Genomic DNA, 13,361 nt, shown 5'->3' with positions numbered 1-13,361 from the left:
CGGGAGAGACCTGGTGATAAAGACCGACATGCCGATCGAACGGCATACCATCGCCGTGCTCGTGGCCAACGAGCCCGGCGTCCTAGCCCGCGTGATCGGGCTGTTTTCCGGCCGCGGCTACAATATCGAGAGCCTGACGGTCTCGGAGGTCGACGAGGTGAACGCGCGCTCGCGCATCACCATCGTCACCTCGGGCACGCCGATGGTTATCGAGCAGATCAAGGCCCAGCTGTCCCGCCTGGTGCCGGTCTACGACGTCCACGACCTGACGCTGGAGGGGCCGCACGTCAGCCGCGAGCTGGCGCTGGTCAAGATCCGCAACGTCGGCGAGCAGCGCATCGAGGCGCTGCGGATCGCCGATACCTTCCGGGCGCGCGCCATCGACTCCACGCTCGAGAGCTTCGTGTTCGAGCTGACCGGCGACACCGGCAAGCTCGACGCCTTCGTCGACCTGATGGCGGCGCTCGGCGACGTCGAGGTCTCGCGCACCGGCGTGGTGGCGATCGCCCGTGGCTCCGACCTGCAGATGCCGCTGGTCCGCAAGAAGCCGGCCAGGCGCAAGTCGAAGGCGTCCGCCGGCGCCGGCGACGACTGACGCAAAGCCCTTTGCACATCGCCCTTATGGACCTGCGGGCGCCCGCCCGCTAAACCGGCGGCCGACAGCCGCTTCTGAATTCCGAACGCATCAGACCCGATAGGAGGAACCCATGCGCGTCTACTACGATCGCGACGCCGACGTGAACCTGATCAAGACCAAGAAGGTCGTGATCGTCGGCTACGGCAGCCAGGGCCACGCCCACGCCAACAACCTGAAGGACAGCGGCGTCAAGGAGATCGCCGTCGCCCTGAAGAAGGGCTCGAAGTCGGCGCCGAAGGCCGAGGCCGCCGGCCTCAAGGTCATGACCCCGGCCGAGGCCGCGGCCTGGGGCGACGTGATCATGATCCTGACGCCGGACGAGCTGCAGGGCGACATCTACAGCCAGGACATCGCCCCGAACATCCGCTCGGGCGCGGCGATCGCGTTCGCGCACGGCTTCAACGTGCACTTCAACTTCATCGAGCCGCGCGACGACATCGACGTCTTCATGATCGCGCCGAAGGGCCCGGGCCACACCGTGCGCTCCGAGTACCTGCGCGGCGGCGGCGTGCCCTGCCTGGTGGCGGTCGACCAGAACGCCTCGGGCAATGCGCTGGAGATCGCGCTCAGCTACTCCTCGGCGATCGGCGGCGGCCGGGCCGGCACCATCGAGACCACCTTCAAGGAAGAGTGCGAGACCGACCTGTTCGGCGAGCAGGTGGTGCTGTGCGGCGGCCTGTGCGAGCTGATCAAGGCCGGCTACGAGACCCTGGTCGAGGCCGGCTACGCGCCGGAGATGGCCTACTTCGAGTGCCTGCACGAGGTGAAGCTGATCGTCGACCTCATCTACGAGGGCGGCATCGCCAACATGAACTACTCGATCTCCAACACCGCCGAGTACGGCGAGTACGTGTCGGGCCCGCGGATCGTCACCCCCGAGGTGAAGGCCGAGATGAAGCGCGTCCTGGCCGACATCCAGTCCGGCACCTTCGCCCGCAACTGGATGCTGGAGAACCGGGTCAACCAGGCGTCGTTCAAGGCGATGCGCCGGCGCGCCTCGGAGCACTCGATCGAGCAGATCGGCGAGAAGCTGCGCGCCATGATGCCGTGGATCGCGGAGAACAAGCTGGTCGACAAGACCAAGAACTGAGGCCGACGGCCCGGTTCGACGCTCGTACGGCGCCGTCGCGAGACGGCGCCGTCGGCGTTTGACGGGGGCGAGGGTCTCGCCAGGCTCGTAGTGACAAGAATTCGAGCGCGTCGGGATGCGGCGCGAAAAAGTGCGAAATAGGGTGAACCGCCTTTTGTAGATGCCCGCGAATCTTGGTATCTTCGTTGTCGCAGCGCGGGGAGAGGCGCAGCGTCTATCGATTCCAGGCATACGGACGCATGCGGGGGCGCACCCGGCTCTGAGGCTCTTACGGGATCGGACTCCATGTTCTTCGCCAATCTGCTCGGAATGCTCTCGGCCGACATGGCCATCGATCTCGGGACCGCGAACACGCTGGTCTACGTGAAAGGCCGCGGCATCGTCCTGAACGAGCCGTCGGTGGTCGCGATCGCCACGGTTCGCGGCAAGAAGCAGGTGCTGGCCGTCGGCGACGAGGCCAAGCAGATGCTCGGGCGCACGCCCGGCAACATCCAGGCGATCCGGCCGTTGCGCGACGGCGTGATCGCCGACTTCGAAGTCGCCGAGGAGATGATCAAGCACTTCATCCGCAAAGTGCACAACCGGCGGTCGTTCGCCAGCCCGCAGGTGATCGTCTGCGTGCCGTCCGGCTCGACCGCGGTCGAGCGCCGCGCGATCCAGGAGAGCGCCGAGAGCGCCGGCGCGCGCCGGGTGTTCCTGATCGAGGAACCGATGGCGGCGGCGATCGGCGCCAACCTGCCGGTGACCGAGCCGACCGGCTCGATGGTGGTCGACATCGGCGGCGGCACCACCGAGGTGGCGGTGCTGTCGCTCGGCGGCATCGTGTACTCGCGCTCGGTCCGGGTCGGCGGCGACAAGATGGACGAGGCGATCATCGCCTACATCCGCCGCAACCATAACCTCCTGGTCGGCGAAGGCAGCGCCGAGCGCATCAAGAAGGACATCGGCTCGGCCTACCCGCCGGAGGACGGCATCGGCCGGACCATGCAGATCAAGGGCCGCGACCTGATGAACGGGGTGCCCAAGGAAATCATCATCGACCAGTCGCAGATCGCCGACAGCCTGGCCGAGCCGGTCAGCCAGATCGTCGAGGCGGTCAAGGTCGCGCTCGAGCAGACCCCGCCGGAACTGGCCGCCGACATCGTCGACAAGGGCATCGTGCTGACCGGCGGCGGCGCCCTGCTCGGCAACCTCGACTTCGTGCTGCGGCACGCCACCGGCCTGCCGGTGATGATCGCCGACGACCCGCTGTCCTGCGTGGCGCTTGGCACCGGCCGGTGCCTGGAGGAGATGAAGGTGCTGCGCAATGTCCTGATCGGGGCCTACTGACGCACCGGGCAGGAACGGAGGCGGACCCAGGGGGAGGTTGAACGGCGAGGATGGCACGGCGTCCCGGCTCCTTCACCAGTGTCGCGCAGCCGGTGCGGTCCTTCTGGAGCCGCTTCGCCTTCGCGCTGCTGCTGGCCGGGGCGTTCGCCCTGATGCTGCTCGGCAAGGCCGACATCCTGCTGGTGGAACGGTTCCGGACCGGCGTCGCCGACGTCCTGGCGCCGGTGCTGGAGGTGCTGTCGCGGCCGGCCGCCAGCGTGGCCGACACGGTGGCGGCGGCGCGCCGGCTGCGCGACCTCCGGGCCGAGAACGAGCGTCTGCGGGTCGACAACGAGCGGCTCGAGCGCTGGCAGCACGTGGCCCGTCGGCTGGAGGCCGAGAACAAGGCGCTGCGCGCCTTGACCAATTTCGTGCCCGAGCCGAACGTCGCCTTCATTACCGCGCGGGTGATCGCCGATGCCGGCGGCGCGTTCGTTCGCAGCGCCATGATCAACGCCGGCGCCGAGCAGGGCGTGCGGCGCGGGTTGGCGGCGGTGAGCGGCGACGGTCTGGTCGGCGGGGTCGTCGAGGTCGGAGGCCGGCACGCCCGGATCCTGCTGATCACCGACCTGAACTCGCAGATTCCCGTGGTGGTCGAGCGGACCCGCGATCCGGCGGTGCTGGCCGGCGACAACACCCGGCTGCCGCGCCTGGTGTACCTTCCGCAGAACGCCCAGGTCCTGGCCGGCGACCGGATCGTGACCTCGGGGCACGGTGGCGTGTTCCCGCCCGGTCTGCCGATCGGCGTGGTGACGTCGATCGACGAGGGCGCGATCAAGGTCATGCCCTATGTCGACTGGAACCGGCTGGAGTACATCCGGCTGCTCGACTACGGGCTGGACGGTGTGGTCAAACCGTCCGGCGGCCAACCGCCGTTCTCGGTGATGGGGCCGGAGCGTTCCGACCAGGGGCGGCTGCTCGGGCTCGGTGCGCGATGAGGATGACCGCCAGCCAGCGGATCGACATCTGGTTCCGCCAGGCCACGCCGATCGCCCTGACCCTGCTGCTGGCGATCCTGTCGGCGGTGCCGATCGGGGTGCCCGGCTATACGGCGGTGGTGCCGGCCTATACCGCGATGGCGGCGTTCTACTGGGCGGTCTTCCGACCCGACCTGCAGCCGCCGTTCGCGCTGTTCCTGGTCGGGGTCCTGCAGGACATCCTGGTCGCGACGCCGCTCGGGATGACCGCCCTGAGCCTGATGGTCGTGCACGGCCTGGCGGTGTCGCAGCGCCGGGCCTTCCTCGGCAAGCCGTTCGTGCTGGCGTGGTTCGGCTTCGTGCTGATCCAGGCGCTGGCCGCGTTCGTCGTCTGGCTGCTGGCGTCGATCCTGGCGCTGCGGCCGATGGGACCGGAGCCGGCGGTGTTCCAGTACCTGGTCACGGTGACCCTGTTCCCGGTGGTGGCCTGGGCGTTCGTCCGGATCCACCGATACGTCGTCCGGTAGCCGGCCATGCTGAAGGCGAGCGAGCAGGACAGCCAAAGGATCTTCACGCGCCGGGCGCTGATGCTGGCCGCCGGCAAGCTCGGGCTGGTGGGAACCCTGGCGGCCCGGCTGTACTACCTGCAGGTCGTCGAGGCCGACCGCTACACCCTGCTGTCGCGCGACAACCAGTTCAACCTCGAGCTGCTGCCGCCGATCCGCGGCCGCATCCTGGACCTCAACGGTGTGCCACTGGCCGACAACCAGGACAACTTCCGGGTCGAGATCGTGCGCGAGCAGACCGACGACGTGGCGGCGACGCTGGCGGCGCTCGGGTCGATCATCGACGTACCGGAGTGGGACGTCCGGCGGGTCCTGAAGGACGTCAAGCGCAAGCGCGCCTTCGTCCCGGTCACCGTCGTCGAGAACCTGAGCCGCGAGGAGATCGCCCGGGTGGCGGTCAACGCCCCGTACCTGCCGGGCGTGCGAATCGAGGTCGGGCGCTCACGCCGCTACCCGTTCGGCTCGCTGGCCGTGCACTGCACCGGCTACGTGGCCGCGGTCTCGGAGAACGAGCTGACCGGCGACCCGGTTCTGGAGCTGCCGGATTTCCGGATCGGCAAGAGCGGGATCGAGAAGGTCCACGACCTGGCGATGCGCGGTACCGCCGGGCAACGTCAGGTCGAGGTCAACGCGCTCGGCCGGATCATCCGGAAGCTGCCGGGCGACGAGGGCGAGCCCGGCCGGGACGTTCGCCTGAGCATCGACATCAACCTGCAGCGCTTCGCCACCGAGCGGCTGGCGCGCGGCACCGCCGAGCGGATTCCGGTCGACGATCCGCGGGCCCAGCTGGCGCTCGCCAAGGCGACGCCGGAAGTGCTGGCCAAGAGCGAGGCGGAGGACACCATCCTGGTCGACAAGGACGGCGAGGTGGTGGAGGCCGAGAGCGGCTCGGTGGTGGTGATGGACGTCCATTCCGGCGAGCTCCGCGCCCTGGTGTCGGTCCCCGGCTACGATCCCAACCCGTTCAACCACGGCCTGTCCGCCAAGGACTGGGAGGAATTGCTGTCGAACCCGCGGTCGCCGCTCACCAACAAGGCGATCGCCGGCCAGTACCCGCCGGGCTCGACCTTCAAGATGCTGGTCTGCCTGGCCGCCCTGGAGGCCGACCTGGCCGGCCCGGACACCCGGTTCTTCTGCCCCGGCCATCTCGAGCTCGGCGACACCCGCTTCCACTGCTGGAAGCGCGGCGGCCACGGCATGCTCGACATGACCGGCGCGGTCGAGCAGAGCTGCGACGTGTACTTCTACGAGATCGCCAAGCGTATCGGCATCGACCGCATCGAGGCGATGGCGCGGCGGCTCGGTCTCGGCGAGAACCTCGACATCGACCTGCCGGGCGAGCGGCGCGGCCTGATCCCGAGCCGCGAGTGGAAGCTGGCAACGCGCGGCGAACCGTGGCAACGCGGCGAGACCCTGGTAGCGGCGATCGGTCAGGGCTTCGTGCTGGCGACGCCGCTTCAACTCGCGACCATGACGGCACGCATGGTCAACGGCGGCCGGGCGGTGGTTCCGCGGCTGGTCCGCCACCCGACCGCCGGCGGCCGCCCCAGCTTCCCGCCGCTCGGGCTGGATCCGCGCGACCTCGACCTGATGCGCCAGGCCATGAGCGCCGTGGTCAACGGCAGCCACGGGACGGCGCGGCGGGTCCAGAGCCGCGACGGTGAGCCGACCCTCGGCGGCAAGACCGGGACTTCGCAGGTCAAGCGCATCACAATGGCGCAGCGCGCGGCCGGGCTGACCAAGCTGAAGGACCAGCCGTGGCGGGACCGCGACCACGCACTGTTCGTCGGCTTCGCGCCGGTCGAGGCACCGCGCTACGCGGTGGCGGTGGTGGTCGAGCACGGCGGCGGCGGGTCGTCGATGGCGGCCCCGATCGCCGCCGACGTCCTTCTGGAGACCCTGCGGATCGACCCCGGCACGGAGGCGCCGCTGAGCGCCGCCCCGGCCGGCAAGCCCAGTCAGCGAGGCTGAGCGATGGCCGGCGGCTTCCGCAACGAACTCCTGAACGCCCCGGAGATGACGCTCGGCCAGAAGCTGGCCGCGGTGAACTGGCTGATGGTCCTGCTGATCGTCGCGATCGCCTCGGTCGGGTTCGCGATGCTGTATTCGGCGGCCAACGGCAGCGTCAGTCCCTGGGCCTACCGACAGGCCATCCGGTTCGGCTTCGGCCTGGTGGTCATGCTGACGATCGCCATGGTCGACATCCGGTTCTGGATGCGCAGCGCCTACCTGCTCTATGCCGGCGTGCTGGTGCTGCTGGTCGGCGTCGAGATCATGGGTGAGATCGGCATGGGCGCGCAGCGCTGGATCGACCTCGGGTTGTTCCAGCTGCAGCCCTCGGAGCTGATGAAGATCACCCTGGTCCTGGCGCTCGCCCGCTACTTCCACGGCCTGACCTGGGAGGAGGTCGGCAATCCGCTGAACCTGATCCCGCCGCTGCTGATGATCGCCATGCCGGTCGTCCTGGTCCTGCGCCAGCCGGACCTGGGCACCGCGCTGATGATCATCATGGGGGCGGGAGCCACCTTCTTCCTGGCCGGGGTCCGGATCTGGAAGTTCCTCACCCTGATCGGCCTGGGCATGGCCGCGGTTCCGATCGCCTGGCAGTTCATGCGCGGCTACCAGAAACAGCGGATCCTGACCTTCCTGAACCCGGAGAGCGATCCGCTCGGCTCCGGCTACCACATCACCCAGTCGAAGATCGCGCTCGGGTCCGGCGGCATCTTCGGCAAGGGCTTCCTGGAAGGCAGCCAGAGCCACCTCAACTTCCTGCCGGAGAAGCAGACCGACTTCATCTTCACCATGCTGGCCGAGGAGTTCGGCATGGTCGGCGGGCTCGCCCTCATCGGCCTCTACGTGCTGGTGATCGCCTACGGCTTCGCGATCGCGATCCGGGCGCGCAGCCAGTTCGGCCGGCTGGTCGCCCTGGGGGTGACGACGACCCTGTTCCTGTACCTGTTCATCAACGTCGCCATGGTGATGGGCCTGATCCCGGTGGTCGGCGTGCCGCTGCCGATGATCAGCTACGGCGGCACGGCGATGCTGACCATCATGCTGGGCCTCGGGATGGTGCTGGGCGTGTCGGTGCACCGGGACGTCCGGATCGGGCGGGCCGGCGTCGACGAGGATTGAGCCTGCGCCCGACCCCGACCCCGACCCAGGCGTTAACCGCTTGCAAACCATCTGGCGGTAGCGTGGCGGCGCGGCCGAGTCCATCGCCGCACGTCAGCGCGCACCCGAACGTACAGGTGGCCCACGCGATATGCCGCGTAACCAGCCGATCATCCTCTTCGAGGCGCTCCTGCAGTCGAGCCTGGATGGCATCGTCATCCTGAGCCCGCTGTTCGGGCCGGATGGCGGGCTGGAGGATCTGGTGTTCGAGATCGTCAACCGCCGGGCCGAGGAGATCCTGGCCCGCGGCACGGGCGAACTGCTGGGGCAGCGCGTCCTGCAGGATTTCTTCGGCGGCGACGAGGAGACCTTCGAGAAGTACCGCCGGGTCTGGCTGACCGGCGAGCCGGCCCGGTTCGAGGTCGATCGCCGCTCAGGCCCGTCCGGGCTGGTGTTCCGCGGCGCCATCGTGCGCGCCGACGCCCATTTGGTGGTGACGTTCTCCGACGTGACGGAACTGGTCGAGGCGAACGAGGCGCTGGAGCGTCAGCGCGTCGAGCTGTTGTATCAATACGAGCTCCTGGATGCCCAGGCGGCCGATCTCGCGCGGATCGCCGAGGACACCGATGCGGCCCGCGGCGAGGCACGCAACGCCGCCCGTTTCGTGGCCGACCTGCTGGAGGCGATCCCGGTGCCGGTGTTCTTCAAGAACCGGGACGACCGCAGCTTCCAGATGGTCAACCAGCGCTACGCGGAGCTGCACGGCCGCGATCCCGACGAGTTCGTCGGCCGGACCCTGGACGAGTTCTTCAGCCCGGAGATGGTCGCCGAGATCGAACGCCGGGACCGGCTGCTCTACGACGGCGACGAGCCGCGCCAGGTCTACGAGACCGACCTCGTCTTCGCGGTCGCGGGACGCCGCCGCATGGTCATGCACAAGGCCAAGATGTGGGATGCCGAGAACAAGATGATCGGCATCACTGGCGTGATGGTCGACGTGACCGAGTCGCATCAGCTGCGCCAGGAACTGGAGCGGCTGGCCACCACCGATCCGCTGACCGGCCTGGCCAACCGCCGGGCCTTCCTGGCGCGAGCCCGCGAGGAGGTCGAGCGGGCCTCGCGCCATGGCCGGCCGATGTCGGTGGTGATGATCGACGTCGACCACTTCAAGTCGATCAACGACCGCCACGGCCACGATGTCGGCGACCAGGTCCTGCAGCGGGTCGCCGACATGGTCGGCTCGACGCTGCGGCAGTCCGGCGACCTCGCAGCCCGGTTCGGCGGCGAGGAGTTCGTGCTGCTGCTGCCCGAGACCCCGATGGCCGGCGCCCAGGCCCTGGCCGAGCGCATCCGCGAGGCGTTCGAGTGCACCGAGGTCCAGACCGACGCCGGACCGGTCGGTTTCACCGCCAGCTTCGGGGTCGGCGAGTTCCGCAGCGACCTCGACACCGACATCGAGACTGTGCTGAAGCGCGCCGACGACGCGCTGTACCGCGCCAAGACCGCGGGGCGGAACCGGGTCTACTTGGCGGCCTGACGGGCGTCCAGCGAGGTCTCAGAACATCGACACCGCGATCACGCCGGAGCGGTACTCGGCGCAGTCCTCGCCGAGGCAGACCGGCGCGATCCAGATGCGACCGGCGGCCAGCGCCGCGCCGTGGTCGTCGATGTGCACGTCGCCGACCGGTTCGTCGCGGACCGCCGCCACGAAGGCGGGGGTCAGGTGCCGGCCGTACTCCGCCACGAAGGTGTCGGGATCGCGGATGTCGACCGCCTTCTCGCCGCCGCCGGCGGACCAGCGCAGCACGATCGGGTACACCACCAGCCGTGCCAGCGCCGCCGGATCGTCGACTGCGTCGCGCACCCGGCCCGCCAGGGCGGGGCCTTCGCCGGGGTCGAAGCCGGCGACGTCGACCCAGCGCGGATCCTCGAACGGGGTCGGGCGCCACAGGAACGCGACCAGGGTCCAGTCGGCGAGGACGTCGGGCGAGGGCAGGGTGCTGTCCGGGCCGTTCCACGCACCTTCGAACACGTAGGCGACCCGCGAGCCCGGCTTGACCGGGCACATCACCCGGCTCGAGGAATCCTCGACGCCGGGCACGCAGACCGGCGCCGCGGACTTGCCGAACACCCCGGCGAACCGCATGCCGAGGGCTGCCCCGAAGCGGTTGCGCACGGCGCTACCCTGCATCAGCACCGAGAAGATGCCGCCGGTCCAGTCCGGGAACACCAGGGCGACCGGCGTCGTGCCGTCCTTGATCACCAGGATGTCGACCGGCTCGCCCTCGCTCGACCCGCCACCGCGCTCGACCCGGCAGTCGGGCAGGGCGCCGGCGATCGTCGCCGCGTCGAACGGCGTGTCCCGGGTGATGCCGCCGAGCCCGGATTCCGACAGCTCCGGCGTGCACGCCGCGGCCCGCCCGCTCTGGAGCAGGACCGCCGCCAGCAGCGAGGCGGCGAAGCGAACGGCAAGCGGAAGGCGCCCGGGCATGCGGACATCATAGTGCAGGCCAGGGCACGGTTTGAGTGTGAAATGTCCGTGAGGGGGCAGGGTTTCGCCGGCATCGCCGGCCGCTCTCCAGGAACCCGCAATTTTATCGAAATTCGCCGGCGTTTTTTCGGCAGTTCGACGGCAACTTCATCGCTGATTAAAGATTCGAATCCCGGGGCCGGTTGCACGAGCATCTTGACGGACGAGCCCGCAACCAGACCTTCGGATCGCAAAGTCCATGACCCGGCCCCTCTCGACACTCCTGGCGGACACCCGCGGCAACGCCGCGCTGATGACCGCGTTCGGGATGGTCACCATGCTCGGCTTCGCCGGGCTGGCGGTCGACGGGTTCACCGCGCTGATGCTCAAGGACAAGCTGCAGGACGCCGCCGACGCCGCCGCCTTCGCCGCCGCCAAGGTGATGATCCAGGGCGATCCGGTCGGCGACGGGCGGCGGCTGTTCGACGCCAACTTCGAGGCCGGCTACGTCGGTGCGTCGGTGACCGGCGTATCGATCGTCGGCACCCCGGACGACGTGGTGCGGGTCGACGCTTCGGCGGAGTTCCCGACCCAGTTCATGCGGTTCGTCGGCCGGAGCTCGCTGACCGTGCACGCCCATTCCGGGGTCCTGCGCACCAACCGGGCGGCGGAGATCGCGCTGGTCATGGACAACACCGGCTCGATGCGCTCGGGCGGCAAGATCGACGCCATGAAGGCCTCGGCGCGCGACCTGGTCGCGATCCTGTACGGCCCCGAGCAGGTTCGCGAGGACCTCTGGCTCTCGGTCGTGCCGTACAGCGCCACCGTGAACGTCGGCAACGGCCGCACCGCCTGGCTGGATCCCGGCGACCGGGTGTTCATGGACCCCGCCAGCTTCGGCACCACGGTCTGGAAGGGCTGCGTGACGGCGCGTTCGAACGGCCGCGACCAGGACGACGCGACCCCTGCCTCGGCACCGTTCACCTCGTTCTACTGGGCCTCCGACGTCGACAACGTCTGGCCCGAGATCGACGAGCGCAACGAGGCCCAGAACGACGGCACCGGGCCCAATCTCGGCTGCGGTCCGGCGATCACCCCGCTGACCCGCGACCGTGCGACGGTCGAGGCGGCGATCGACGAGATGCTGCCCTGGCACCGCGGCGGCACGCTGGGGAACCTCGGCCTGGTGTGGGGCTGGCGCACGGTCTCGCCGGGCTGGACCGGGCTGTGGGGCGACGGTGAACTGGCGACCCTGCCGACCGGCTACGACGACCCGCTGATCGACAAGATCGTCGTGATGATGACCGACGGCGAGAACCAGTTCTACGACTGGCCGGGTCACGCGCCGAACAACGGCGTCGGGCCGCTCGGCTCCGACAAGACCGCCTACGGCCGGCTGCACGAGTTCATGCCGGGCGCCAGCCGCAGCCAGGCGCGGGCCGAGATCGACCGGCGGTTCGCCGCCACCTGCCGGGACATGAAGGACCTGGGGATCGAGCTGTTCACCATCACCTTCGGCTCGGCCCCGGACTCCGGCACCCAGGCGCTGTACCGCGACTGCGCGACCAGCGACGACCACTACTTCCACTCGCCGACCAACGAGATGCTGGCCACCGCCTTCCGGTCGATCGGCCAGAAGCTGAGCAGCCTGAGGCTGATCGAGTAGCGCCATGAAACGGATGCTGAAGAACACCGACGGGACCGCCGCGATCGAGTTCGCCGCGTCCGGTTTCGCCCTGGTCACCGTGTTCGTGATGCTGCTCGAGGCGGCGTCGATGTACTTCGCCCAGGGCGTGCTGGAGTCGGCGGTCGACCGGGCCGCGCGGTTCGCGGTCACCGGCACCGCGCCGACCGGCATGACCCGCGAGGAGCGGCTGCTGGAGCTGGTGTCCGGCATGTCGCTCGGCATGATCGACACGTCCGGGGTGCAGATCCAGACCTCGTCCTACACCAGCTACCAGGCGGCCGGCACGGCCGGCGCCGGCAGCGCCGGGCTCGGCGGCTCGGGCGACGTCCTGAAGATCGAGGCGGCGATGACCTGGCCCGGGCTCACCCCGCTGATGCAGGTCGTCACCGGCGCCGTCCATCTCGGCGCCTCGGCGGTCGTCCGGGCCGAGCGCTACTAGGCCCCGCCGGAGGACGCGCAATGCTCCCGTTCCGCCTCGCCAGCCGGCTGGCCCGATCGACCTCAGGATCCACCGTGGTCGAGGCGGCGATCGCCACGCCGCTGATGCTGATGCTGACCATCGGGATCGTCGAGACCGCCCGCTATCTGTACGCCAACATGACCATGCAGAGCGTGGCCGCCGGTGCGGCCGGCGAGCTGGCGCGCGATGCCGAGGTCGACGTGGTGCGGGTCGCCGACTTCCTGCTCGGGGCCGGCCAGCTCGCGGCGCCGTTCGCGTTCGAGGCCGACGGCCAGGTGGTGCTCAGCGTCGTCCAGGGCCGGACCGACGCTCCGGCCGAGATCGTCTGGCAGGTCCGCGACACGGGGCCCGGCCAGGCGGCCAGCCGGATCGGTGCGGTCGGCGGCCAGGCGTCGCTGCCGGCCGGGTTGGCGCTGTCGGCCGGCGAGACGGTCGCCGTCGCCGAGGTGTTCTACGCCCTGCAGCCATTGCTCGGCGTCACCCCGTCGTTCAACGGGATCTACAAGACCGCGGTGCTGCGCCCGCGTGTCGGCGAACTGAGCATCCCCCAGTAGCGGTCCCCCCCACAGCGGCGTCGCTTCCTCCTCCCCCGACGATCCGCGTCCGCGAGGCGGCCGGCCCTGCCGGTCGCCTCGTCGGATTCCAGGAACTCCGCGGGCGAAAGACTCACTTTTATCGAATTTTCTCATCTTTCTTCTGGCAATGTAACGACGATACGTGTGTTGATTTATTATTATACGAGACCTTATTATTCTTTGCGTTTACCATGGATAATGCTTGTCGTGTCTCCGTGAATGTACGTAGTATTCAGTCATAGACTTCACTACAGCAACGGGGATCACCATGACCAAGCTCCTGAAGACCCTGACCCGCGACCAGTCCGGCACCACCGCCGTCGAGTACGGCCTGATCGCCGCCCTGATCGGCGTCGCCATGATCGTCGGGCTGCAGGCCCTCGAGGGCGGCCTGACCGGCCTGTTCAACAACATCGCCGGCCAGCTCTGAGCGGTCGGCTACGCGCTCGGCGGGAGCCGGTGCTCCCGCCGCCCCTTCCC

The 13,361-nt window shown here is 69.2% G+C and carries 13 protein-coding genes; 12 read left to right on the top strand and 1 reads right to left on the bottom strand.

Going from position 1 to position 13,361, the window contains the following annotated elements; genetic code table 11:
• Positions 1 to 28 precede the first annotated feature (28 nt).
• The 8 genes from ilvN (at position 29) to IE246_RS27080 (ending at position 9,226) form a co-directional block, all read left to right on the top strand.
• On the top strand, positions 29 to 595 hold the full coding sequence (gene ilvN, locus IE246_RS27115; protein WP_189995790.1) for an acetolactate synthase small subunit: 567 nt from the start codon (positions 29 to 31) through the stop codon (positions 593 to 595).
• A gap of 112 nt (positions 596 to 707) precedes the next feature.
• Positions 708 to 1,727, top strand: a complete 1,020-nt coding sequence (ilvC, locus tag IE246_RS27110) for a ketol-acid reductoisomerase (RefSeq protein ID WP_189995699.1) — start codon at positions 708 to 710, stop codon at positions 1,725 to 1,727.
• Positions 1,728 to 2,012: 285 nt separating this feature from the next.
• On the top strand, positions 2,013 to 3,056 hold the full coding sequence (locus IE246_RS27105; RefSeq protein WP_189995697.1) for a rod shape-determining protein: 1,044 nt from the start codon (positions 2,013 to 2,015) through the stop codon (positions 3,054 to 3,056).
• Between the two features lie 50 nt (positions 3,057 to 3,106).
• Positions 3,107 to 4,033, top strand: coding sequence for a rod shape-determining protein MreC (gene mreC / locus IE246_RS27100; RefSeq protein ID WP_189995695.1), 927 nt, complete (start codon positions 3,107 to 3,109; stop codon positions 4,031 to 4,033).
• A gap of 2 nt (positions 4,034 to 4,035) precedes the next feature.
• Positions 4,036 to 4,539 carry a rod shape-determining protein MreD gene (gene mreD / locus IE246_RS27095; RefSeq protein WP_229837533.1) on the top strand — a complete coding sequence of 168 codons (504 nt, stop codon included), beginning with the start codon at positions 4,036 to 4,038 and terminating at the stop codon, positions 4,537 to 4,539.
• 6 nt (positions 4,540 to 4,545) lie between these two features.
• A complete protein-coding gene (mrdA, locus tag IE246_RS27090; RefSeq protein ID WP_189995691.1) occupies positions 4,546 to 6,549 on the top strand; it encodes a penicillin-binding protein 2 in 2,004 nt (667 codons plus the stop codon).
• Positions 6,550 to 6,552: 3 nt separating this feature from the next.
• Positions 6,553 to 7,710, top strand: a complete 1,158-nt coding sequence (rodA, locus tag IE246_RS27085) for a rod shape-determining protein RodA (RefSeq protein WP_189995689.1) — start codon at positions 6,553 to 6,555, stop codon at positions 7,708 to 7,710.
• 130 nt (positions 7,711 to 7,840) lie between these two features.
• Entirely contained in the window at positions 7,841 to 9,226 is a 1,386-nt protein-coding gene (locus tag IE246_RS27080; protein WP_189995687.1) for a sensor domain-containing diguanylate cyclase, read from the top strand.
• Positions 9,227 to 9,244: 18 nt separating this feature from the next.
• Here IE246_RS27080 and IE246_RS27075 read toward each other — a convergent pair whose 3' ends face one another.
• Positions 9,245 to 10,180, bottom strand: a complete 936-nt coding sequence (locus IE246_RS27075) for a DUF1131 family protein (RefSeq protein ID WP_189995677.1) — start codon at positions 10,178 to 10,180, stop codon at positions 9,245 to 9,247.
• Positions 10,181 to 10,418: 238 nt separating this feature from the next.
• Between IE246_RS27075 and IE246_RS27070 the strand changes: the two genes are divergently transcribed.
• The 4 genes from IE246_RS27070 (at position 10,419) to IE246_RS27055 (ending at position 13,311) form a co-directional block, all read left to right on the top strand.
• Positions 10,419 to 11,825 carry a pilus assembly protein TadG-related protein gene (locus IE246_RS27070; protein ID WP_189995674.1) on the top strand — a complete coding sequence of 469 codons (1,407 nt, stop codon included), beginning with the start codon at positions 10,419 to 10,421 and terminating at the stop codon, positions 11,823 to 11,825.
• Positions 11,826 to 11,829: 4 nt separating this feature from the next.
• The gene (locus IE246_RS27065) at positions 11,830 to 12,285 is read left to right on the top strand and encodes a TadE/TadG family type IV pilus assembly protein (RefSeq protein ID WP_189995672.1); all 456 of its coding nucleotides are present in this window, start codon (positions 11,830 to 11,832) and stop codon (positions 12,283 to 12,285) included.
• A 20-nt stretch (positions 12,286 to 12,305) separates the two neighbouring features.
• Entirely contained in the window at positions 12,306 to 12,860 is a 555-nt protein-coding gene (locus tag IE246_RS27060; RefSeq protein ID WP_189995670.1) for a TadE/TadG family type IV pilus assembly protein, read from the top strand.
• A 289-nt stretch (positions 12,861 to 13,149) separates the two neighbouring features.
• Entirely contained in the window at positions 13,150 to 13,311 is a 162-nt protein-coding gene (locus tag IE246_RS27055) for a Flp family type IVb pilin (protein WP_189995668.1), read from the top strand.
• Positions 13,312 to 13,361 lie beyond the last annotated feature (50 nt).

The sequence above is a fragment of the Thalassobaculum fulvum genome (assembly GCF_014652915.1).
GTDB classification, from domain to species: Bacteria; Pseudomonadota; Alphaproteobacteria; order Thalassobaculales; family Thalassobaculaceae; genus Thalassobaculum_A; species Thalassobaculum_A fulvum.
This window is presented reverse-complemented; position numbering and strand designations above follow the sequence as displayed.

Excerpts from the sequence above, each read along its gene's own strand:
- IE246_RS27070 (WP_189995674.1), top strand. The coding sequence starts at position 10,419 with ATGACCCGGCCCCTCTCGACACTCCTGGCGGACACCCGCGGCAACGCC.
- ilvC (WP_189995699.1), top strand. The coding sequence starts at position 708 with ATGCGCGTCTACTACGATCGCGACGCCGACGTGAACCTGATCAAGACC.
- mreC (WP_189995695.1), top strand. The coding sequence starts at position 3,107 with ATGGCACGGCGTCCCGGCTCCTTCACCAGTGTCGCGCAGCCGGTGCGG.
- IE246_RS27060 (WP_189995670.1), top strand. The coding sequence starts at position 12,306 with ATGCTCCCGTTCCGCCTCGCCAGCCGGCTGGCCCGATCGACCTCAGGA.
- IE246_RS27055 (WP_189995668.1), top strand. The coding sequence starts at position 13,150 with ATGACCAAGCTCCTGAAGACCCTGACCCGCGACCAGTCCGGCACCACC.
- IE246_RS27105 (WP_189995697.1), top strand. The coding sequence starts at position 2,013 with ATGTTCTTCGCCAATCTGCTCGGAATGCTCTCGGCCGACATGGCCATC.
- IE246_RS27065 (WP_189995672.1), top strand. The coding sequence starts at position 11,830 with ATGAAACGGATGCTGAAGAACACCGACGGGACCGCCGCGATCGAGTTC.
- mreD (WP_229837533.1), top strand. The coding sequence starts at position 4,036 with ATGACCGCCAGCCAGCGGATCGACATCTGGTTCCGCCAGGCCACGCCG.
- IE246_RS27080 (WP_189995687.1), top strand. The coding sequence starts at position 7,841 with ATGCCGCGTAACCAGCCGATCATCCTCTTCGAGGCGCTCCTGCAGTCG.
- IE246_RS27075 (WP_189995677.1), bottom strand. The coding sequence starts at position 10,180 with ATGCCCGGGCGCCTTCCGCTTGCCGTTCGCTTCGCCGCCTCGCTGCTG.
- ilvN (WP_189995790.1), top strand. The coding sequence starts at position 29 with ATGCCGATCGAACGGCATACCATCGCCGTGCTCGTGGCCAACGAGCCC.
- mrdA (WP_189995691.1), top strand. The coding sequence starts at position 4,546 with ATGCTGAAGGCGAGCGAGCAGGACAGCCAAAGGATCTTCACGCGCCGG.
- rodA (WP_189995689.1), top strand. The coding sequence starts at position 6,553 with ATGGCCGGCGGCTTCCGCAACGAACTCCTGAACGCCCCGGAGATGACG.